The organism is Streptomyces sp. CNX435, from assembly GCF_059570575.1.
In genome coordinates this window covers 439,224-459,807 of sequence record NZ_JCANTA010000004.1, presented here as the reverse complement: position 1 = coordinate 459,807, position 20,584 = coordinate 439,224, and the positions used below count along the sequence as shown (strand labels likewise).

Annotated in this window: 14 protein-coding genes and 3 pseudogenes; 8 read left to right on the top strand and 9 right to left on the bottom strand. The window is 67.6% G+C overall.

The features are described from left to right. Positions 1-198: pseudogene (locus tag T328_RS10910) on the top strand (IS5/IS1182 family transposase); the annotation flags it as partial. Between the two features lie 19 nt (positions 199-217). Here T328_RS10910 and T328_RS10905 read toward each other — a convergent pair. From T328_RS10905 to T328_RS10895, 3 genes and pseudogenes are all read right to left on the bottom strand, one after another. Then, complete coding sequence (locus T328_RS10905) at positions 218-1,594, bottom strand: IS701 family transposase (RefSeq protein WP_496495739.1); 1,377 nt, start codon at positions 1,592-1,594, stop codon at positions 218-220. Between the two features lie 92 nt (positions 1,595-1,686). Beyond that, positions 1,687-2,442 (bottom strand): annotated as a pseudogene (locus T328_RS10900) (IS5 family transposase); the annotation flags it as partial. A gap of 491 nt (positions 2,443-2,933) precedes the next feature. Continuing rightward, a complete protein-coding gene (locus T328_RS10895) occupies positions 2,934-4,436 on the bottom strand; it encodes a glycoside hydrolase family 31 protein (RefSeq protein WP_496495738.1) in 1,503 nt (500 codons plus the stop codon). Between the two features lie 230 nt (positions 4,437-4,666). On the opposite strand from T328_RS10895, the gene T328_RS10890 reads away from it, so the two are divergent. The 5 genes from T328_RS10890 (at position 4,667) to T328_RS10870 (ending at position 10,123) form a co-directional block, all read left to right on the top strand. After that, positions 4,667-5,503 carry a DeoR/GlpR family DNA-binding transcription regulator gene (locus T328_RS10890; protein WP_496495737.1) on the top strand — a complete coding sequence of 279 codons (837 nt, stop codon included), beginning with the start codon at positions 4,667-4,669 and terminating at the stop codon, positions 5,501-5,503. Then, positions 5,500-6,435, top strand: coding sequence for a carbohydrate ABC transporter permease (locus T328_RS10885; RefSeq protein ID WP_496495736.1), 936 nt, complete (start codon positions 5,500-5,502; stop codon positions 6,433-6,435). Before T328_RS10890 ends, T328_RS10885 begins: the two co-directional genes overlap by 4 nt. Positions 6,436-6,448: 13 nt before the next feature. Further along, positions 6,449-7,327: a carbohydrate ABC transporter permease gene (locus T328_RS10880; RefSeq protein WP_496495735.1), complete on the top strand. Its 879-nt coding sequence runs from the start codon at positions 6,449-6,451 to the stop codon at positions 7,325-7,327. 63 nt (positions 7,328-7,390) lie between these two features. Next, positions 7,391-8,689: an ABC transporter substrate-binding protein gene (locus T328_RS10875; protein ID WP_496495734.1), complete on the top strand. Its 1,299-nt coding sequence runs from the start codon at positions 7,391-7,393 to the stop codon at positions 8,687-8,689. A 159-nt stretch (positions 8,690-8,848) separates the two neighbouring features. After that, a complete protein-coding gene (locus tag T328_RS10870) occupies positions 8,849-10,123 on the top strand; it encodes a family 16 glycosylhydrolase (RefSeq protein WP_496495733.1) in 1,275 nt (424 codons plus the stop codon). 740 nt (positions 10,124-10,863) lie between these two features. On the opposite strand, the gene T328_RS10865 is transcribed toward T328_RS10870, so the two are convergent. Continuing rightward, a complete protein-coding gene (locus tag T328_RS10865) occupies positions 10,864-11,373 on the bottom strand; it encodes an ROK family protein (protein WP_496495763.1) in 510 nt (169 codons plus the stop codon). A gap of 1 nt (position 11,374) precedes the next feature. Between T328_RS10865 and T328_RS10860 the strand changes: the two genes are divergently transcribed. Continuing rightward, positions 11,375-12,049, top strand: a complete 675-nt coding sequence (locus T328_RS10860) for a hypothetical protein (RefSeq protein ID WP_496495732.1) — start codon at positions 11,375-11,377, stop codon at positions 12,047-12,049. Positions 12,050-12,266: 217 nt separating this feature from the next. On the opposite strand, the gene T328_RS10855 is transcribed toward T328_RS10860, so the two are convergent. The 3 genes and pseudogenes from T328_RS10855 to T328_RS10845 form a co-directional block, all read right to left on the bottom strand. After that, positions 12,267-14,048 carry an IS481 family transposase gene (locus T328_RS10855; RefSeq protein WP_496495731.1) on the bottom strand — a complete coding sequence of 594 codons (1,782 nt, stop codon included), beginning with the start codon at positions 14,046-14,048 and terminating at the stop codon, positions 12,267-12,269. Positions 14,049-14,548: 500 nt separating this feature from the next. Further along, positions 14,549-14,931, bottom strand: a pseudogene (locus tag T328_RS10850) (PPOX class F420-dependent oxidoreductase). Positions 14,932-15,157: 226 nt separating this feature from the next. Then, positions 15,158-15,919, bottom strand: a complete 762-nt coding sequence (locus tag T328_RS10845) for an SDR family NAD(P)-dependent oxidoreductase (RefSeq protein WP_496495730.1) — start codon at positions 15,917-15,919, stop codon at positions 15,158-15,160. Between the two features lie 109 nt (positions 15,920-16,028). Between T328_RS10845 and T328_RS10840 the strand changes: the two genes are divergently transcribed. After that, entirely contained in the window at positions 16,029-16,637 is a 609-nt protein-coding gene (locus T328_RS10840) for a TetR/AcrR family transcriptional regulator (RefSeq protein ID WP_496495729.1), read from the top strand. A gap of 1,553 nt (positions 16,638-18,190) precedes the next feature. Here T328_RS10840 and T328_RS10835 read toward each other — a convergent pair. Both T328_RS10835 and T328_RS10830 read right to left on the bottom strand, forming a co-directional pair. Continuing rightward, positions 18,191-18,874: an IS5 family transposase gene (locus tag T328_RS10835; protein WP_496495762.1), complete on the bottom strand. Its 684-nt coding sequence runs from the start codon at positions 18,872-18,874 to the stop codon at positions 18,191-18,193. A 258-nt stretch (positions 18,875-19,132) separates the two neighbouring features. Beyond that, the gene (locus tag T328_RS10830; RefSeq protein ID WP_496495728.1) at positions 19,133-20,548 is read right to left on the bottom strand and encodes a GH1 family beta-glucosidase; all 1,416 of its coding nucleotides are present in this window, start codon (positions 20,546-20,548) and stop codon (positions 19,133-19,135) included. Between the last annotated feature and the right edge of the window lie 36 nt (positions 20,549-20,584).

The window sequence follows — 20,584 nt, the reverse complement described above, 5'->3', positions numbered from 1 at the left end:
GGACGGCGCGGCGGACGGCCGGTCACCCACGATGCGGACCTGTACAAGGACCGCAACACCGTCGAACGCCTGATCAACAAGCTCAAAGCGTGGCGCGGGATCGCCGCCCGGTACGACAAGACGCCGGACAGCTACCTCGTCGCCCTCCACCTCCGCGGCACCGTCATCTGGCTTCACAGCCTCCAACCGACACCTTGATCGCGACTCCCCACAGACCCTAACACTGCAGCTGTAGTTCCGATCTTGGTTGGTCGTGACGGTGGTGTCGTTGCTGGTGGCAGGCTTGGGCGGTGGCCTGGTGGCGTCGGCGCCAGGCGGTCCAGCGGAGGGTGTGCTCGTGGTGGTGAGCCGGTGGTGGCAGGACGAAGGCGCGTAGAAGGCGCACGAGTTCAGGGCAGGTCAGCGGGACGAGTCGTGGTGGCCGGCCGGCGGGGGTGCGGGGCATCGTGGTGTGCAGCGTCAAGGTGAGGATGGCGGCGGCGATCAGGGAGAACAGCGACCAGCGCATCCAGGAGTTCCAGCAGGTGACCTGTCCCTGGTCGAGGCCGGTGAAGCCCTTCGCGAGCTGGAAGGTCTCCTCGATCTTCCAGCGGCGGCAGATGATCTCCACGAGGGTGGCGAGGGTGACCGGGCTGGGGGTGTGGCAGCGGTAGCAGGAGATCTCGCCGGTGTAGCGGTGGCGGCGGGCGACCAGCACGTTCGTGCCGTCCGGCTGCCCGGTTTCGTCGGGGGTGTCGTCGGGGCGGATGTCCAGCCAGGCCCAGTCGTACTCGCGTCGGCCCTTGGCGCCGTCGCCGGTCGGGCGGCGCATCCACTGTTCGGGGCGGACCTTGTTGAGCAGCTGACGTGCTTGCCAGCGGCGCCCGGCGCCGTCGGTCACCGGGTAGGTGGCCGGAACGCCGACGGCATAGCCCAGCCCCAGCCGACGGATCTCCAGGCGCAGTTCACGACCGCAGTAGACCTCGTCGGCGGCGAACCAGCGAGCGCGCACCCCGGCGGCCAAGGCGTCGGCCACCATCCGTGCGGCCTGTTGCGGTTTGGTGGCGAAGGCGACTTCATCGGGGACGCCGGCGGCCTCGCGCCGTTCGCCGTCGGCGGCCCAGTCGGCCGGGAGGTACAGAGCCCGATCGATGATCACCCGCGTCGTCGGCGTGACCACCGCCAGGTGCACCGCGACCTGACACAGACCCACCCCGCGCAGGGCGCCGGAGTACTGCCGACCTGCGCCCACGCAGCCGGTCGAGGACTTCACGTCCCCGGTCTCGTCCACCACCAGCACCACGTCCTCTTCGGCGAGGTGATCGATGAGCATCCTCGCGACCTGCTCGCGCGCCTGGTCGTGGTCGAAGCAGGCACGGGAGAGCAGGTGCTGCAGCCGATGCGGGCCCGGATGCCCGAGCGCCTCCGCCAGGGTCCAGCAGTTGCGGGTGTCCAACTCCAGCAGCAACCCGGCGGTCAGCTCCTGGGCAGTCTTGCGTGCTTCACGCCGCGCGAAGCAGCCGCCGATCGCACCCATCGCCGCCCCGAACGCCTCCGCCCACGCCTGCCCGGCTATCGTGACCTCCACGGCCACCGTCTCTTGATACGCCCTCACAAACGTTCATGATCACGGTGGCCGTGCACATGCCCGCACCCGCCCCCTGCAGCTCGCTGACCAGCACAGGCACCGGAACTACAGCTGCCGTGTCTGTAGGCGGTGCGGTCGAGTCGGCAGGGGCTTTCGCCGCGTCGGAGGCGGCCGTTGATCTGGTCGATCCGTTCCGGGATTGCGGCCTTGATGCCGCGTCTGCGCAGGTAGGTGCGGATCTTCGCGGAGGAATAGCCCTTGTCCGCCACGACGCGTGCGGGCCGGGTCCGGGGCCGTCCCGGCCCGCGCCGCCGGATGCGGATGCGGGCCATGACCTGCTCGAACTGGGTGCAGTCGTTCACGTTGCCGGCGATGAGGGTGAAGGCCAGGGGCCGGCCCTGCCCGTCGCAGGCCAGGTGGATCTTCGTGGTCAGCCCGCCGCGGGACCGGCCGATCGCCACACCCGGCCAGCACTGCCCCTTTTTCGGGCCCCCGCCGCATGCTGATGAGCCCGCACGGTGGTGGAGTCCACGCACACCACACTCCAGTCGACCGGTCCGGCGGCATCACAGCGCTGCTGGACATGGGCCAGCAATCGGTCCCAGGTGCCGTCGGCCGACCAGCGCCGGAAGCGTTCGTAGACCGTTTTCCACGGACCGTAGCGTTCAGGCAGATCCCGCCAGGCCGCCCCGGTGGACAGTTTCCAACAAGATCCCGTTGACCACCTGACGGCGGTCCCGCACCGGACGGCCCATCCGCGAAGGAGCCAGCAACGGCTCGATCACCGCCCACGCCTGATCAGTCAGCTCATGACGACGCACCACAAACAAACCAACGCACCAACCACATTGCGGACACGACCTAGGGCCGGGCACCCCCACGGTCGAGTGCACTCTGCCCGTGGCTCCAGCGTGAACAGGGGCACGAACCCACCGTTTCCGGCGGCTGGATCCTGGCTGGATACGGCCTGGCCTTCCGGTGTTTCCGCAGGTCAAAACTGTGCACCCGGTGTTCGGTTCAATGTATAGGCCACGCAGTACCGTGGATCTGGCGAATTAGCAAACCACCAGGTCAGCCGGGGGTGGCCCGGATTCGGGCCGCCCCCGTGCGCGTCCCGTGGCTGGATTTTGGCTGGATGACCTGACGGCTCGTCACCTGTCGTCATCCGTCGTTCTCCGCACGCTGGCTGGATAGGGATTGTCAGCCTAGCGGCTGATCTTGGGATATCGGGGCTGATGGCCGCTGGCGGCCGGCCACAGGAGTCCGGCGGTCCTTGTCGTCTCGGGGTCGTTGGTGACGGTGGTCCAGGAGAGCGTGCCCAGGACAGCAAGCCCCGGCCATGTCCGGGCATGTGCGCCAGTGTTTCTCACGGCGTCCCCATGCGGCGGAACCAGGGCAGTCGTGCCATTGGGGCGTCCATCTCCACCGTGGTCGGTCCGGTGAACTCGAGCCCGTCGTCGGCGCGCCAGGTGCCGGGTGGGATGTCGACGGTGCGTGTGGTCGCTCCCTTGACCAGTACGGGAGCTACGAGGATGTCGGGGCCGAGGAGGAACTGGTCGGTGATGGATGCGTAGCCGTGTCCGGGGTGGTCGAATTCGAGCGGACGCATGATCGGGTCGCCGGTGCGGGCCGACTCCTTGGCCAGGGCGAGGATTTCCTGGCCGAGGCGCTCGTGCAGCTTGGCGGCCTCCAGGCAGAGGCTCAGGTGGCCGGCGGGCAGGATCCGCCAGGGGGCGGCGGAGAACTGCACCATGGGAAACAGGGCCGAAGCCTGCGCATAGCGGACGAACAGTTCGGCGTCGAAGTCGGCGTTGGTGAACGAGGTGTACTCGCCGCCGCCGATCATGTCGGGGCAGGTGTAGGCGTGTCCGGTCAGGGACTGGGCGAGCGCGTTCGGAATGAGACTGGACAGTCCGTCTCGTCCGGTCCAGGCGTGGTGCTTGTCGCGTTGGCGCTGGGCCAGGGGCAGTCCCGCGGCCAGCCATGCGTCCCTGAACTCGTTGAGGGGGTAGGCGGCTCCGAACCTGTTCCAGGCGATGGTGTAGGCGTGCGGGTCAGGGCAGCCGAGCGATGCGTACAACGGCGGTTCGCCGCCGTCGAACTTGTATCCGTCGACGCCGAGTCGGCGCAGGTCTCGGAGCCTTTGCGACAGCCAGTGCAGGGCCTCGGGGTTGAGCAGGTCGAGCGCGGCGCCGTAGCCGTTCCACCATTCGCCGATGGCGATCTTGCCCCGTCCGTCGCGGATCAGTAGACCGGCGTCGCGCAGTTCCCTGAAGACCTCGGAGTCCGGGGTGATGTACGGGACCAGCCAGACCATGACCTTGAAGCCCATACGGTGCAGCTCGGCCAGCATCGCCGCCGGGTCGGGGAACCGTCCGCTGTGGAAGGTCCACGTCCCGTAGTCCTCGTGCCATCGATCGTCGATCATCAGCACACCGGGCGGGAAGCCGTGGTCGAGGACGGCCTGGGCGTAGCGCAGGACGCCTTCTTGCGTGGGGGCGAACAGTGTCTCGATCCACAGGTTGTACTGGGGGGCGGTGAACAGCAGCGGGTCGGGCACGCGGCCGTCCGGCGGGAACCGTTCCTCGGCCAGGAGCCGGTACACGCCCGCCAGGTTCGCGTGGCCTTCGTCGATGACCACGCCTGCGGCCGGATCGGTCCGTATGACGAGCGAGGCGTCGGTCAGCTCGAATGCGAAGGGCCGCTCCGACCAGACGTATCGGCCGTGGCTGGACAGCAGCACGGGCATTCCCTGGTTGCCGCCCGTGTCGCGCAGGTCGGCGCGGTAGCCGTCGGTGAAGGGCATCTGATAGCCGTCCGCGGCTGCTCCACCCCACCAGCGTTCGCCGTCGGCCACGCGCAGGGTCACCGTTGCTCCAAGAGGTGTGCCCACCTGTGTTGCCCTTCCGTTGTTGGGGTCGGCGTCCAACGTTGGTGGGCTACCCATCCCTTGTCAACAGCGATCAAACAGAAACTTCTGATGATGGCAAGGGATGAGCCCGCAGGTGCAAATCGGGTATTCATGGACGAATAGTGCGACCTTGCCTGGCTTTGAGTTTTCTATTGACAAGCTACGGAAGGTTTCCGCAATATCTCGCCATGGTGACGGACCTTGAAGGAGTACCAGCCGACGAACGCCGTGAGCGCATCGCCGCCACGGTCGAAGAGCGTGGGTTTGTCCACGTCGGTGATCTGGCGGAGACGTTCGGCATCTCCCGCGTGACGGCGCGCGCTGATCTCGATGTGTTGGAGAAGCAGGGGCGATTGCGGCGAGTGCGCGGGGGAGCGTTGGCTACGCATCGCGCCGGCGGCCTGTCGGCGAGCAGGGCAGGTGGGCTGATCGAGTCGTCGTTCGAGGACGCCACGACCGCCGCCGGGGCGGAGAAAGCATGCATCGGTCGTCTCGCCGCGCAGATGATCAGCCCCGGAGAGAGCGTGATCCTCGACGCGGGAACGACGACGATGGCCGTGGCCCGGGCGCTTGTCGAACGCGCCGACCTGCGTGATGTCGTGGTGTTCACCAACGGCCTGTCGATCGCCATGGAGTTGGAGCGGGCGATCCCCCGGTTCACGATCATCGTCACCGGAGGGACGCTGCGTCCGCTGCAGCACTCCCTGGTCAACCCGCTCGGCACGGGCATGCTGGCGAGCATCAACGCCGACACGGCCCTCCTGGGCTGCAACGGGGCGCATCCCGCGCACGGCTTCACGAACATCAACCTTCCCGAGGCGGAACTGAAGCAGGTCATGATCCGCTCCGCCGCCCGAAGGATCTTCGTGGCAGACGGGTCGAAGGTGGGGCGGGTGGAGCTGGCGCCCATCTGCCAGTTCGAGGAAGCCGACCTGCTGATCACGGGCGCCTCCGCGAACAAGCAGGTGGTGGAAAGCTGCCGCGAGGTCGGCCTCGACGTGGAGATCGCCGAGGAGAACCGATGAGCGCGACCACGGCGGTGCGCGCCGGTGCCGGCGCGCACACCGCGCCGCGGCCGAGGCCGCCACGTCGGCGCGGCCACGGCCGCGTCGCGCTGCTCTTCCTGCTGCCCAGCCTCGTCGGCTTCGTCGTCTTCTATCTGCTGCCCACCGCACGGGGTGTGTGGTTCAGCTTCACCGACTACAACCTGCTGTCCGATCCGGAGTTCGTGGGCCTGGGCAACTACAGCGCACTCCTTGATGACGCGGTGTTCTGGAATGCGCTCAAGGTCACCGGCGTCTACGTGCTGATCAATGTCGGCTCGCAGACGGTTCTGGCGCTGGGGCTCGCCGTCGTGCTCGAACGGCTGACCCGGTCAGTCATGATCCGCACGATGCTGCTGATGCCCTGGCTGGTGCCCAACGTGACCGTGGCGCTGCTGTGGATGTGGCTGCTGGACGCCAACCTCGGCTTCGCCAATCACGTACTCGAGCAGATGGAGATGGCCAGGCACGGCTTCTTCTTCAGTCCCGACGAGGGCATAGCCACGATCGCGGCCGTGAATACCTGGCGCCACGCGGGCTATGCGGCGTTGCTGCTGTTCGCCGGCATGCAACTCATACCCAAGAACCTCTACGAGGCCGCCAAGATGGACGGCGCCAGCGAGATGCGGATGTTCCGATCGATCACGCTTCCGCTGCTGCGTCCGGTCCTGGCGATGGTGCTGGTGATCTCTCTGATCGGATCGTTCCAAATCTTCGACACGGTGGCGGTGACCACCGAGGGCGGTCCGGTGAACTCCACCAGGGTCATCTACTACTACATCTACGAGAAGGCGTTCACCCAGTTCGAATTCGGCTACGCCTCCGCGATGGCCGTCGTCCTCATCGGCATCCTCGTGGCGCTCACTCTGCTCCAGATGCGGCTGCTACGCGCCTCCTCCTCGGATCTCGCTTAGGAAGAACGGCGTCATGAAAACACTACAATTGGGCCGCGCCACGGCGTGGATCGCGCTGCTCTTCGCACTCGCCATCACGCTGTTCCCCTTCTGGTGGATGCTGCGCACAGCGCTGAGCAGCAACAAGAGCCTGTTCGACGGCAGCTACACGCCGTTGCCCGACGACCCGACGCTGGTCAACTTCGCCCGGGTCCTGGGCCTTACGACTGCGGAGGAAGCCACCACCGCCGGCGGTACCGCAGCCCAGTTGAACTTCGGGCTCTACCTGCGCAACTCCCTGTTGTTCGTCATCGTCGTGGTCATCGGTCAGGTGCTCTTCAGTGCGATGGCGGCCTATGCGTTCGCCCGGCTGCGCTTCCGTGGCCGCGACGCACTGTTCTACCTGTACCTCAGCACGCTGATGATTCCGCCGATCTTCCTGATCCTGCCCAACTTCGTGCTCATCAAGAGCCTCGGCGGCATCAACACCTTCTGGGGACTGGTGGCGCCCTACTTCTTCATGACGCCGTTCGCGGTCTTCTTCCTGCGGCAGTTCTTCCTCAGCATGCCGCATGAGATCGAGGAGGCCGCCACCCTGGACGGCGCGAGCCGGTGGCGGATGTTCTGGAGCATCGTCCTGCCGATGAACCGGGGACCGCTCCTCACACTGGCGATCGTCACCGCCGTCCAGACCTGGAACGAGTTCCTGTGGCCCCTGCTGGTCGGTAAGGACGAAGAGGTCCGCGTGCTCACCGCCGCGCTGGCGGTCTTCCAGCAGCAGACCCCCAACGCCACGCCGGACTGGTCCGGGCTGATGGCGGGAGCCACCCTGGCCTTCATCCCCGCGCTGCTGCTGCTCATCGTCTTCGGCCGCAGGCTGGTCGACTCCATACGCTTCAGCGGAATCAAGTAGCCCAATTCCTCAGGAGGAACTATGAAACGCTCACCTCGCGTTTTCATTGCCATACCAACAGCCGTGAGTGCCCTCGTCATCGCCGGGTGCGGCAGCGGCAGCGAGGGGGACGGAAAGGTCACGCTGAAGTACGCTCTGTGGGATGACAAGCAGGCGGCGGGCTACCAGAAATGTGCCGACGCGTTCGAGGCGAACAACCCGGACTTCACCATCGAGATCACGCAGACGGCGTGGGACCAGTACTGGACGGACCTGACTGCCGAGCTGGCCGCCGGCACCGCGCCCGATGTCTTCACCAACCATGTGTCACGCTATCCGGAACTCGCCCGCAACAATCAGGTGCTCGATCTACAGGACGACATCTCAGCCGACAAGCTGGACCTGTCCATCTACCAAAAGGGCCTGGCAGAGTTGTGGGTGCGGGAGGGCAAACGCTACGGGCTGCCCAAGGACTGGGACACCGTCGCCGTCGCCTACAACACCACGTTCGTCCAGGAAGCCGGCATCGACCCGGCCACCCTGAACACCTGGACGTGGAACCCGGACGACGGCGGTGAGTTCGAGAAGACCGTCGCCAAGCTCACTGTCGACTCCCGCGGACGCAACGGGCTCGACCCGGACTTCGACAAGAGCAAAGTCGCCCGGTACGGCCTGGCCCTGGAGACCGGTGGCGGGGCCTACGGCCAGACCCAGTGGAGCAGCTTCGCCGCCAGCAACGGCTTCGTATTCACCGACAAGAATCCGTTCGGCTCGAAGTACAACTACGACGACCCCCGGCTGGCCGAGACCCTCGAGTGGTACGCAGGGCTCATCAAGAAGGGCTACATGCCCCCCTATGACCAGGCCGGCAAGCTCGGTGTGACATCGATGATGGACGCCGGCAAGGCCGCTATGGTGACCACCGGCTCCTGGACGATCCGCACCTTCGCCGACTCCACGGCGCAGAAGTTCGCCTTCGCGCCGCTCCCCGAGGGACCGCAGGGCCGCAAGTCCATGATCAACGGCCTCGCCGACAGTATCTACACAGGCACCAAGCACAAGGACCAGGCGTGGCAGTGGGTCAAGTTCCTTGCCTCCGCCCAGTGCCAGGACCTCATCGCGAAGGAAGCCGTGGTGTTCCCGGCCATCACCAGCTCGGCCGACAAGGCCCTCGCGGCACACAAGGCCGCCGGCCGTGACGTCAGCGCCTTCGCCGACACCGCCCGCGGCCCCGACGGCACCTTCCTCTACCCGATCACCGACGGCGCCGAGAAGATCGACGCGCAAGTCCTCGCCGCCTACGAGAGCGTCATGCTCGGCAAGGCCGACGCCAAGACCGCGCTTTCCGACGTCAATACCGACGTCAACAGCCTTCTCCGCTAAGACGCAGACAGGTCCCCGGCGTCGTCCATGGCCGCGCAGCACCCAGCCGGACTGACGGCTCGCGTGCACCCACACCACGCCCACGCCGCCTCATCCACTCGAACCCGTCGCCGAATCTCATCCATCGCAACCCGCACCCACCGCTTCAAGGAGGAGCCGATGAAGTATTCGCGCCCCAACAAACCCACCGTTCTGTCCGCCGTCGCCGCTCTCGGCGCGAGCGTGGCCGTTCTCGCCCCCGCGCAGCCCAGCCACGCGGCGGACACACCCCCGAACCCGATCGGCAAGCCGGGATACTTCCTGACCGCCAACGACGAGTTCAACGTGGACAACGTCCAGGTCACTCCGGACCTGTGGAACAGCAAGTACCTGCCGCACTGGACCGATGTCGACTCCTCGGCCAAGTACGACATCAACAACGGCTCGATCAAGCTGAAGGTCCAGCCCGACAGCGTCCCATGGGACCCAGAGAAGGACCAAGAGACGGTGGTCTCCGGTATTCAGACCGCCGAGAAGGACTGGCTGCACAACTGGGCCGGATACACCTCCATCGACCACCACGAGGAAACCCGGCTCCAGCACATCCAGAAGTACGGCTACTTCGAGATCCGCGCCAAGACCCAGATCGGCGGCGGCATCCACTCGGCATGGTGGATGATCGGCGCCCAGCAAGACCAGGTCAACGGCGGTTCGACCAAGCAAAGTGGCGAGATCGACATCTTCGAGGTCAAAGGCCTTGAGCCGAACGTCACCAAGTACAACTGGATTCCGTGGGGCGACCCGCAGCCGGGTGAGACCTACAACGTCGACGTCGGCGCGGACACTACGCAGGGGTTCCATGTCTACGGCTTCGACTGGACGCCGACGAGCATGACCTTGTACTTCGACGGCAGGCCCGTCAAGACCATCAACAAGAGCCCGGACTACCCGATGCTCACGCTGCTCGGCCTGTACGAGAAGCGGCACGGCGGCTGGACCGGCCCCTTCGACCCCACCATCCCCTACCCCAAGCAGTTCGAGATCGACTACTGGCGCGCGTACCAGAAGATCCCGACCCTGCCCTACACCGTCGAACTCGACGATTCCGCCCTCTACGGCAGCGCGCGCTCCTCATCGGTGTCCAGCGCCTCCGGTGGCCGGCTGGTCGGATGGCTCGGACAAGGCCACGCCAACAGGGCTGTCTACTCGCAGCTGTACGCACCGTCCGCAGGCGCCCGCACGCTCACACTCCGCTACGCCTCCACAGAGGACCGGAACCTCACCTACCGCATCAACGGCGGAACGCCGGTCACCGTCTCCCTCCCCTCCAGCGGTTCATGGACCACCTTCGTCACCAGGACTCTCAACGTGAACCTCAACGCCGGACCCAACAAGATCGAGTTCTGGAACGACACCGGCTGGGCACCCGACCTCGACACGATCACCGTTAACTGACCTGCGTACCCGATGGGTGTGTGACCGCGGTCCGGCTGCGGACACCAACAGGGCCCGACCCCAGCCACCCGTGGACAGCCACGACGGGAGAGGCAGCCGGATCCTGGGTCCGCAGCCGAACGGAACACTCAGCCAGCCGTAACCGACCTGCTGCACCACCCCGGCGCACTGACAACCCAGCCACCCGGTCGCCAGGCCGCAAGATCCCCCAGCCAAACGGTCCGGCCACGGGTACTGTAGTCCAACGAGACCGCGCACCCCGCCTCACTCCGGACAGTGCCTTGGCCCGTATGCACCCCCTGACGACCGCATACGCCCGCTCTTGGGGCCAGCCCCACTCCGCACCGCGGCACTTCCGCAACCTCGACCACGCGGGTGCCCCGCTCCATCCCCGCGCCGATGCCTGGCGCCCAGCGGCAGCAGGCCGCATGGGTGCTGCCCGGGCACCCTCATCACCACCTCGGCCACAGCCAGGGGACCGCGTCGCAGAACTGGTGAACCCGCACTCCGGGAAGTGCGTGGACGTCGCGGAAGCGGGAACCGCGCCGGGTACGGCGGGAACCGCGCCGGGTACGAAGGTGGACCTGCTGGGGCGGCGCCAACCAGACGTGGGTGCTCCTGGGCCTCTGACCGTGCCGAGCCGGTGGCGTCCGGGCTTCCCGGTCGCCGCCGGTCGCCGCTGCCGGGCACCGCGTGCGCCGGGGCGCGTCAGGCCAGCGAGCGGTCTACCGCATCCGGCGTCAGGGTCTCGTTGATGACCAGGACCGCCGCACCGATGACACCGACCTGCTCGCCCAGCCGCGAGACACGGATCTGGAGATCGGCGGTGGCCGGCGGCAGCGAGCGGCTGTAGACGCGCTCGCGGACGCCGGCCAGCAGATGCTCGCCGGCACGGCGAGTTCGCCTCCGATGACGATGACACGGGGATTGAAGAAGCTGACCAACGTAGCGAGGACATCACCGACATCACGCCCGGCCTGCCGGACCAGGGAGATGGCCGCCGGTTCCCCGGCCCTGACATGGCCGATGACATCCCAGGCCGTGCTCGCCTCGACCCCCTGCGCGCGAAGTCGGGCCGCGAGCGCGGCGCCACCGGCCACGGCTTCGAGGCAGCCGCTGTTGCCGCACGGGCAGAGCACGTCGTCCCCGGCGCCCGCAACCCTGACATGCCCGATGTCACCCGCGGCCCCCCTGGGAGCCGCGATGCAGCCAGTGCTCCGTGTGAGCCCGGATCCGATTCCCGTCCCCATCTTGACGAAGACCATGTGCTCGACGTCACGGATCTGGACCAGTGCTCACCCAGAGTCAACCCACTCCGGCGCCGCCAAAGACGGAGCCCCGGTCCGACAGTCGCGCACGTGCACCTCCGACGACTCAACCGCGCGGTTCACCTACTTCACCAAGGGCGACGGGCAGGTCGCGTTCGCCGTCAAGGGCGACCACCTCTATCTGCTCGGCCTGAACGACTGGTGGAACGCAGGCGAGGGCAACCCGCACTCCCCGGTCATCGGCATCACCGCCAACTACTACGACACGCCCTCGCTTCGTTTCACGTACCGGGGCGACGCGCTCGGCCGACTCATGCCGATCCGATGGTGGATGCCGAGCCACCCTGAACCGCCTCGGCATCCACCCGTGCCATGTCGGCGCCTGCCAGTACACCTCGCGGCGGTCAACCGGCACGTGCTGAACGTCGTGGAGCTCGTCGTCGCAGCCGCTTCGGCCGTCAAGGCCGTGAGCTTCGGCGGACCCGGCGGACACCGCCATCCTCACCGCCGCGGGCTGTCTGGCGTCCTTCGACCCGGTGGAGCTGCCCGCAGCGCGGCACGTGCACGCCGCCTCCTACGTCCTCCAGCCATGACTGGCCGCGCGGCTGCCCGGCCTGCCGCGAGGGAGCAGACGCCTGGCGTGACGGTCGGATCCTGATCGCGCCTGGTACCCCGGTTGACCCCGTGGACACCGTCGGCGTAGGTGACAGCTTCGACGCAGGTTCCTGGCCGGTCTGCGGGACACCGGCGTCCTGCCCCGAGGCCGCACGCCCGGATGCGCCTGCGGCGCGCTTGACGGTGTGAGGTCCCGCGAGATCTTGGACACTTCGGTTCCACGAGATGCTGGACGTTACCGGTAGATGCTGGACAGCTCGCTACTTCTTCGTGTGCACGATCGCCTTGAACTGCTTGATCGGCTTGTCGCCGGATCGGGGGTGGGTGGACAGCTCGACGTCGCCGTCCAGGACGCGGAAGACGGTGTCTTCGATGAAGACGGTCACGGTCTTCCCGGCATGCGCGCGTCCGATTCGCAGGCGCTGGCCGCCGACCGTGATGCGTCCATCGGATGGCACCTTCCTCTGCGCCCGGAGGGCCTGGGCTGTGGGCGGGACGACCTTGGTGCGAGGGCTGCGGGCCCCGCTGAGTCGGGCCCGCTGTTCGGGTGGGATGGGTGCGGGCATCGTCTTGACCACGCGGCCGTCGGCGATCACGTGCATCAGCTGCCCGTCGAAGCGCAGGGTGACGTGTTGTCCGGCCATGTGGTGTGCGATCTTCACTTTCTGGCCGCCGAGGCCGACTTCACCGTCCCGGGCGACCAGTCGGTCGACTTCGACGACGGACGGCGGTTTCGACTCGTCGGGCAGGGCGGGTGCGGCCGGCTGCGGTCCGGCGATGCGCCCACCGCGTTGCACCAGGGTCTTCAGGTCGGTCGCGGTGAACGTGGAGACGCGTGTCCGGGCAAGTTCACCGTCGATGAAGACGTGGACGCTGCGCTCGTCAGCCCAGACGGTGGCGGTGCGTCCGCCCAGGGCAGCGGAGAACTTCAGCTGTTGGTTGTTGGGCAGGCACAGGCGGCCGATCGGCGAGATCAGCGCCTCGAACTCCACGGCCCGGATGTACGACTCGTCCACGGGCAACTGCGGCGAGGGCAGCGCCGCGGGAAGCTGCGGCGCCAGCAGTTCGGTCACCGTGGGCGTCGCCGCCTCTTCCGGCTCGGGCACGTGGACCTCCCGCCGTTGTGCGAGCGACGTGTCCTCCGCGGGTGCGGGACGGAAGGCGGAGGCCGGGGTGGCCATCTTCAGCGCCTGGTGCGGCCGGCTGTGGTTGTAGCCGTGGACCCAGGCATCGATGGCGGCCTGGGCGGTTGGCTGGTCCGCGAACGGCCCGACGTGATCGAGGAGTTCGCGCCGCAGGGACTTATGGAACCTCTCGATCTTCCCCGTCGTGGTCGGGGAACGGGGCTTGGTCAGCCGGGCGGTGATGCCGTTCTCCCGGCAGATCCGCTCGAAGAGCACCTCGGCCGGGAACGGCTTGGTGTAGCGGCCGGTGAACTGCTTGCCGTTGTCGGTCAGCACCTCCGAAGGCACCCCGTAGGTGGACATGGCCTCGGCGAAGGCGGTGCACACTGCGCGGCCGGACGGCTCGGCGACGACCTTGGCGATCACGATGAACCGGGAGTGGTCGTCGATGCCAGTGACGAGTTTGCACTCCCGGCCGCTGGCCAGGAACACCCCGCTCATGATGTCCATCTGCCACAGCTGCATCGGGGCGTCGCGTTGCCAGCGCCGGTAGACCCGGCGGTGGTGTTGCTCCTGGTGGTTGATCAGACCATTCCGGGCCAGTATCCGGTGCACCGTGGAGCGGCCCGGCACCGGCACCAGGCCCCGGCGGCCCAGCTCGTGAACGATCCGGCGGGCTCCCCAACGCGGATACGACCGGCGCAGCTCGCAGACCAGGGCCTCGACCTCGCCGGGCACCTGGTGCGGCGAGAGGTGCGGGCGGCGCGACTGGTCGACCAGCCCGCCCAGCCCTCCGGCGTGGTACCGGGCGACCCAGGTGTACACCGACTGCCGGGACACACCGAAGCGGCGGGCCACCTCGGCAACTGGGGCCCCTTCTAGTACCTGGAGCACCGCGCGGTACCGATGCTCAGCCATCCATCGCCGGTCGTCCGCCGGCTCCGAATCACTCTTCACTCCTGTCACATCATCACCAACGCCACAGGAGTCAAGGATGTGCCGAGACCGTCAACGATGCCGTGGGACCTGTCCAGCATCAGCCGGGACAGAAGTGTCCAATATCCCGTGGGACTTCACACGATGGGGAGATCGAAAAGGCCGTTGACACGCGCTGTCGACGCGAGCCGCCAGCTGCTTTGCCGCACCTCATATGTGGGATCAGGCGACGGCCCACGCGGCGCTCAAGAGCACGTTGCGTCTGGACATAGACCAGAGACTCGGCCTGGGGCTCACGGTTCCCCGACCCCGCACTCCCGCGGGCACCGCCGACCGATTGCCCACGCATGCGTGGGCGCAGCCCTCACTGTGGAGGGCATGGCAGCGTCGTTCTCCTCGAAGCTCGCCAGCCCCGCTTCCTCGTGGCGTCCAGTGGCCTCCGTGGTGCACTGGCCCTTTGCGGTGCGGTGGCCCGTGACCTGCTACGGAGCAAGGCGCACGCGGATGCCCAGCGTCCTGTCCCCTCCGCGGCTCAGTCGGCTGTTGAGGATCATGAGGCGGCCGAGGATGCCGTACTTGCGGGCGATCAGCTTGCGGTAGCGGGCGCCGGTCGCCTCGTCGACGATCTCGGCGGTGGCCCCTGGCCGCCCGTCGGGTTGCTGCGCAGGTCGCAGGGGCCGATGAGGATGTCGCCGCGTGCCCGGATCCGCTTGACCTTCCAGGAGTCGGCGGGGGTCCGCACGCCCAGCGTGTCGCCGTCGCGCACCACCCACACGGGGGTGGCGACGGGGGTGCCGTTCTTGCGGTAGCTGGTGATCAGCACGTGCTTGCCTGTGCCGAGCTGCTCCAGCAGCGTGTCGTCGATGATGCGTTCCTGATCCATCAGATCGCGGTCCTTTCCTGCGCAGTGACCCGAGATGTTCCAGCTCAAAGGGAGGTCGAGGCGGCCTCACCGTGACTGCTGTCATCGATGCTGGTAGCGGGGGAGGGGCCAGCGGCGGAGCGCCAGGCCGGCCATGGCCACGCTATGACCAGGAGGAACGCCCTCGTCATCACGAAGCTGTCCCGGGTGTTGGCCTCGGGTTTGATGGTCAGACCTGTTCGGTGGGGCGAACCAGTACCTCGGCGACGGCCACATGCCGGGGGCGGGTGAGGATGAAGCCGATGCTTTCGGCGACGTCCTGGCTCTGCAGCCGCTCGATGCCTCCTATGACGGCGGCGAGTTGCTGCTGTACGGCGTCCGAGTTGTGGCTGCGCAGTTCGGTGTCGACGCTGCCCGGCTCGACCACGGACACACGGACGTGCTGGCGTGCCACTTCCTGGCGCAGCGCTTCGCTGAACGCGCCGACACCGAACTTGGTGGCGCAGTACGCCGCCTGCATGGCGTAGGCGTTGCGCCCGGAGAGTGAGCCGACGTTGACGATGTCGGCGACCTGGCGCGGCCCGTCGGCGGCGGCCTTCACCAGGTGGGGGATGGCCGCGTGGGAGGTGTACATCAGGCCCATGAGGTTGATGTCGATCATGCGGCGCCATTCGTTCGGGTCCGCACCGGGGACGGGCCCGAGCAGCATGAGGCCGGCGTTGTTGACCACGGCATCCAGACGGCCCAGGCCCTCGACGGTCCGCTCGACCGCTGCCGCGGCGGCGGTCGCGTCGGTGACGTCGGCGGGCACGGCCAGGGCCTTGCCGCCGGCATCGGAGATCTCCGCGGCGAGGGCCGCGAGCCGGTCCTCGCGGCGGCCGACGAGGGCCACGGAGGCGCCTTCGCGGGCCAGCTCCAGGGCGGTGGCGTGGCCGATGCCGCTGGATGCCCCGGTGACCAGGGCGACGGTTCCTTCAAGACGACGAGTCATGATGTTCAAGCCTTTCGATGGTGGTGAGGGAGTACAGCCACGTCGTGCGGCGTACGGGGGTAGAAACGCCCCTGTCGGTGCAGTACCGAGTCAAAGGCACAATGGGGAGGTGGGCATCAGCAGGCAGCAGACGACCGACACGACGCGCCAGGGGTTCCGGTCGGACGCAGGTCTTCCACCCCGCGAGCGCCTGGTGCAGGCCGCGTCGCGGCTCTTCTACTACGAGGGCGTCCGTGCGGTCGGTGTGGAACGGCTGATCTCCGAGGCCGCGGTGACGAAGGTGACCTTCTACCGGCACTTTGCCGCCAAGGACGACCTGGTCGTGGCCTATCTGCTGACCAAGGACGCCTACTACAAAGAGGTGGCCGAACCGCTGGCCGCCGGGCACCCGCCCGCCGAGGCGATCGACCTGATCTTCGAGGCCATCGCCGAGCACGCGCGCGAGCGCGGCTTTCGCGGATCGCCCTTCCTGAACGCGGCCGCCGAGTACCCGGACGCAGACCACCCGGTCCGCATCCTGGTAACGGCGCACCGGGACTGGATCCGCGACCTCTTCCAGGGCCTGCTCACCCGCCTTGGCCACACCGACCCGGAGTCGGCCGCCGGTGCGCTGCTGATGCTGTACGACGGCGCGATGGCAGCCGGCTACCTGGACGACTCGACGACCGCCCACAGGACGCTGCTGGACGCCGTCCGGCTGATTCGGTCCGGAGGCTGACCCGTGCGCGACCGGGCGGAGCACCGGCTCCGCGCAGTCGCCCGGCCAGGCCCGGACTCGGACAGACTTCATGGAATCCCCTGATCACACGCCGATGTGCACCGGCGACCCACGGCAGCCGTTCCGGAAAGGTGGCCGAGTGGGATGACTTACCGGCCACCCCTGCAAGTAGGTAGACCGGTCACTCTACCTGTCAACGCTAGCACCCCCGACGTCCATGTGCGAATGATCACTCTGAGTTCACCACCCCTCACTGACCATCACAAGTCCTGATGTGCCTCCCCTGGGAGAGGGCTGCTTCCGCCGACATGACCGACCGATTCGGCGTCGGCGCGTAAGCGCGACTTCGCCAAGCGACGCGTCATCACCCACGGTGCCCGCCGGGCAGGCGAGGCGGGTGCGTACACGCTCGACTCCCTCTACTGAGCGCAACCGATGCCCCGGCAGCCGGTGTGACCTTGACGGACCAGGCACACAAGGTCGCGGTCAAGGTCGTCAAGTCCGGAGGCGGTCGACGCCACCGGACTCGTCCACGCGGGCACCGCTCCCGGGATGGGCTACGAGGCCGAGCGGGAGCGGGCCGGAGTGCCCGTGAAACTGCAGCACCTCGCGGTTGTCCGAGCCGCCGTTGCCGGAGGCCCATCCGCGAAAGCGCGCCGTAGTAGGGCGGCTCCGGGGTCCTGACTGCGTACGGTCGGCAGCAGCTCACCGGGCTCGGTGACCTTCACGGGGTATGACGATCGCCTTGTTTGCCCTGGGTGTGGGCGTTCGTGCGCGAGTAGCCGCTCGTCGATGCCCCGAGCGTCGGCCCGAAAGGCTCGGGCTCCCCGCTCGTTCCACCTCTGCTCCGGCACCAAGATCGCGTTACACATCCATTACACAACCGCGCGGGAACTCCCGGGAAACCGCAGGTAGAGACGTTACGCATCTTGGTGTGGAAAACGGCCCTGATCCAGGTAAACACCCAGGTCAGAGCCGTGAAGGCGGACGAGTCGGCCTGTACGCCGGGGACAGTTGCGCCTCTCGCGTTCTTGCGCCTGACCTGGCGTTTCTCATGCTTCACTACGGTCCATTACACACCCATTACACACAGCGAACTGCCCGTGAAAACATATGCCGTCGATCAGGCAGAACGCCCTACGGCACGGCGCCCTGCTATCGAACACAGAGGCGCCAGGCGTGTGCAGGGTCTTTGAGGAGTGATCTCATGTCCGGGTTCGTCAGGACCTTCAGAGGCCGGCCATGACGCGGGGCAGGTGCGGGTGCGGATCTTCGAGGGTGTCCTCGTGGAAGGTGTGGTCGCGAACGTGGTGGAGTTCCGCTTCAGGGTGTAACGGGTGACTTAGCGCCACGTCGCTGATTTGACAAACATGCAGGTCAGCGAGGGTCCGGCTCTTCGGGGTCGGCGGGCCCTTAGCCTCGCCGTTTCGGTTGCGGCGATGAGGCGTCGTTGCGGGGTAACTGTCGGGTGGCCGACGCGATTTCGGTGTTCGGACATGGCGGAGGCCCGGCGCGGTGGTCGGGTTCCCCAGGGTCCTTCGGGTCGTGGGCGGTCAGGGTTTGCCGGTCAGCCGGCGGGGCGGGGCAGTGCGGCGAGGCGATGGAAGGCCGTGGCCAGTTCGTTTCTCCAGGGCCAGGTCGCCGATATCCGCTTTCAGCAGCACGCGGGCGGCGGTGCGGTCGCCGGTGTCCGCGGCGGTGACCATCACCCCCAGCAGCAGACCGAGCGTGTCGACCACGACGTGCCGTTTGCGGCCGTTGACCAGCTTGCCGCCGTCGAAGCCCCGACTGTCCGCCCCGACCACCGCGTCCGCCTTGACCGCCTGCGAATCGATCACGCCTGCGCTCGGCTCCGCGTCGCGGCCCACCATCAGGCGGGCCCTGGCGCGCAGCCGGTCGTGGAACTCCCTGACCAGACCGTGGTCGCGCCAGCGGCGGAAGAATGCGTACACCCGGTCCCACGGCGGGAAGTCAGCAGGCATCGCCCGCCACTTGATGCCGTTGTCCACCAGGTAGCGGATCGCATCAAGTACGGCCCGGTGGCAGTACGCCTTCGGCCGGCCGCCGCGACCGCGCAGCCAGCCCGGCACCGGCAGCAACGGCCGGACAGCCGTCCACTCCCGGTCCGTCATGTCCGTCGGAAAACGCGGCTGCCGGGACCCGTTGTCGGCGGCGTTTCCGAACCGGTGAGCCAGACAGTCACACCCCCAGGTGACCGAGCTGGACCGCCCGGCCATCGGCACGGAAGACTGCTGCATCAGGGCCTCCTGCTGCTCGGTGATTCGATACCAACGAGCTGTTCAGGAGGCCCCACCCGTATGCGCCAAGCATCCCGCGACCACCCAATCGGGACTCCCGCCCGACGGGCTTTCTCAAGATCGAAAAAACAACAGCTACCAAGAGCCTCGGCCTCGGCGGCATCCATGCACCGCTTCGCCGCGTCCTGTCGGCCCGGGACATGTAAGCGTCAGACAGTCCCCTGGTGACGAGGGTCTTCAGTTACTGCGCCGCTCCTCCGAGGTTCTCTTCTCGGGGGTGGGAATCGCGACGGAAGCTGCGTATTGTGTGGTGCGCCCGTGTGCGCGGATGATCTCGGCGTAGCGGTGGCCGCTGTCCTTGATGGTGCGTGTCTGGGTCTCGTAGTCGACGTGGACGATGCCGAACCGCTGGGAGTAGCCGTAGGCCCATTCGAAGTTGTCCAGCAGGGACCAGGCGAAGTAGCCGTCGAGCGGGACGCCGCGGCGGGCAGCCCGCGCGCAGGCTGCCAGGTGGGACTCCAGGAAGGCGATGCGCTCGACGTCGTGGACGCTGCCGTCGGGCGCTACACGGTCGGGGAAAGCGGAGCCGTTTTCGGTGACGAGGACCGATCGCGGTGCGTAGTCCTCGCTGATCCGGACGAGCAGGTGTTCCAGCCGATCCGGGTGGATCTCCCAGTCCATCCCGGTGCGGGGTGTGCCCGGCGGTGTGACGGGACGGGCGAACGGTGCGGGCCCCTGCGGATCGTCGACGGTGACTGACCGCTTGTAGTAGTTGACGCCGAGCCAGTCCAGCGGCGCGGCGATCACCTCCAGGTCACCGGGTTTGGCGGGTGGTTCGGTCCCGTACACCTCGACCATGTCGGCCGGGTAACCGTGGCCGTGGATGGGATCGAGCCACCAGCGGTTGTTGTGCCCGTCGTCGCGGCGGGCGGCGGCGATGTCCTCGGGCCGGTCGCTCGCAGGCTCGGACTGCGTGAGGATGTTGACGATGCCGACCCGCGCTTGTGAGGCGGTGGACCGGAGGGCCTCGATGCCGAGCCCGTGGGCGAGCAGCAGGTGGTGTGAGGCGCGCACGGCGGCGGTCAGGTCGGTGCGGCCCGGCGCCATGACCCCCTGGAGGTGGCCGAGCCATGCGGAGCAGTACGGCTCGTTCAGCGTCGCCCAGTTGGTGACCCGGTCACCGAGCCTGTCGGCGACAACGGTGGCGTAGTCGGCGAATCGCAGGGCGGTGTCGCGGGCGGGCCAGCCACCGCGGTCCTCGAGGGCCTGCGGCAGGTCCCAGTGGTAGATGGTGGCATGAGGAGCAAGGCCCGCTTCCAGCAGTGCGTCGACCAGTTGGTCGTAGAAGGCCAGCCCTGCCGGGTTCACGCGGCTGTCCCCGTCCGGCATGACGCGGGGCCAGGCGATGGAGAATCGGTAGGCGTTGAGGCCGAGGGCCTTCATCAACGCCACGTCGTCGGGCCACCGGCGGTAGTGGTCGCAGGCGATGTCGCCGGTGTCCCCGCCGGCGATGGTGCCGGGCTGCTTGCAGAAGGTGTCCCAGATGGATGGTGCTCGGCCGTCTTCGGCGACCGCGCCTTCGATCTGGTAGGCGGAGGTGGCCGCTCCCCAGGCAAAGCCGGAGTGGAATGCGGTCAGGTCGTCAAGGGGCACAGCTTTCCTCGCTTCGTGGTGGAAAGACGTTCGGAG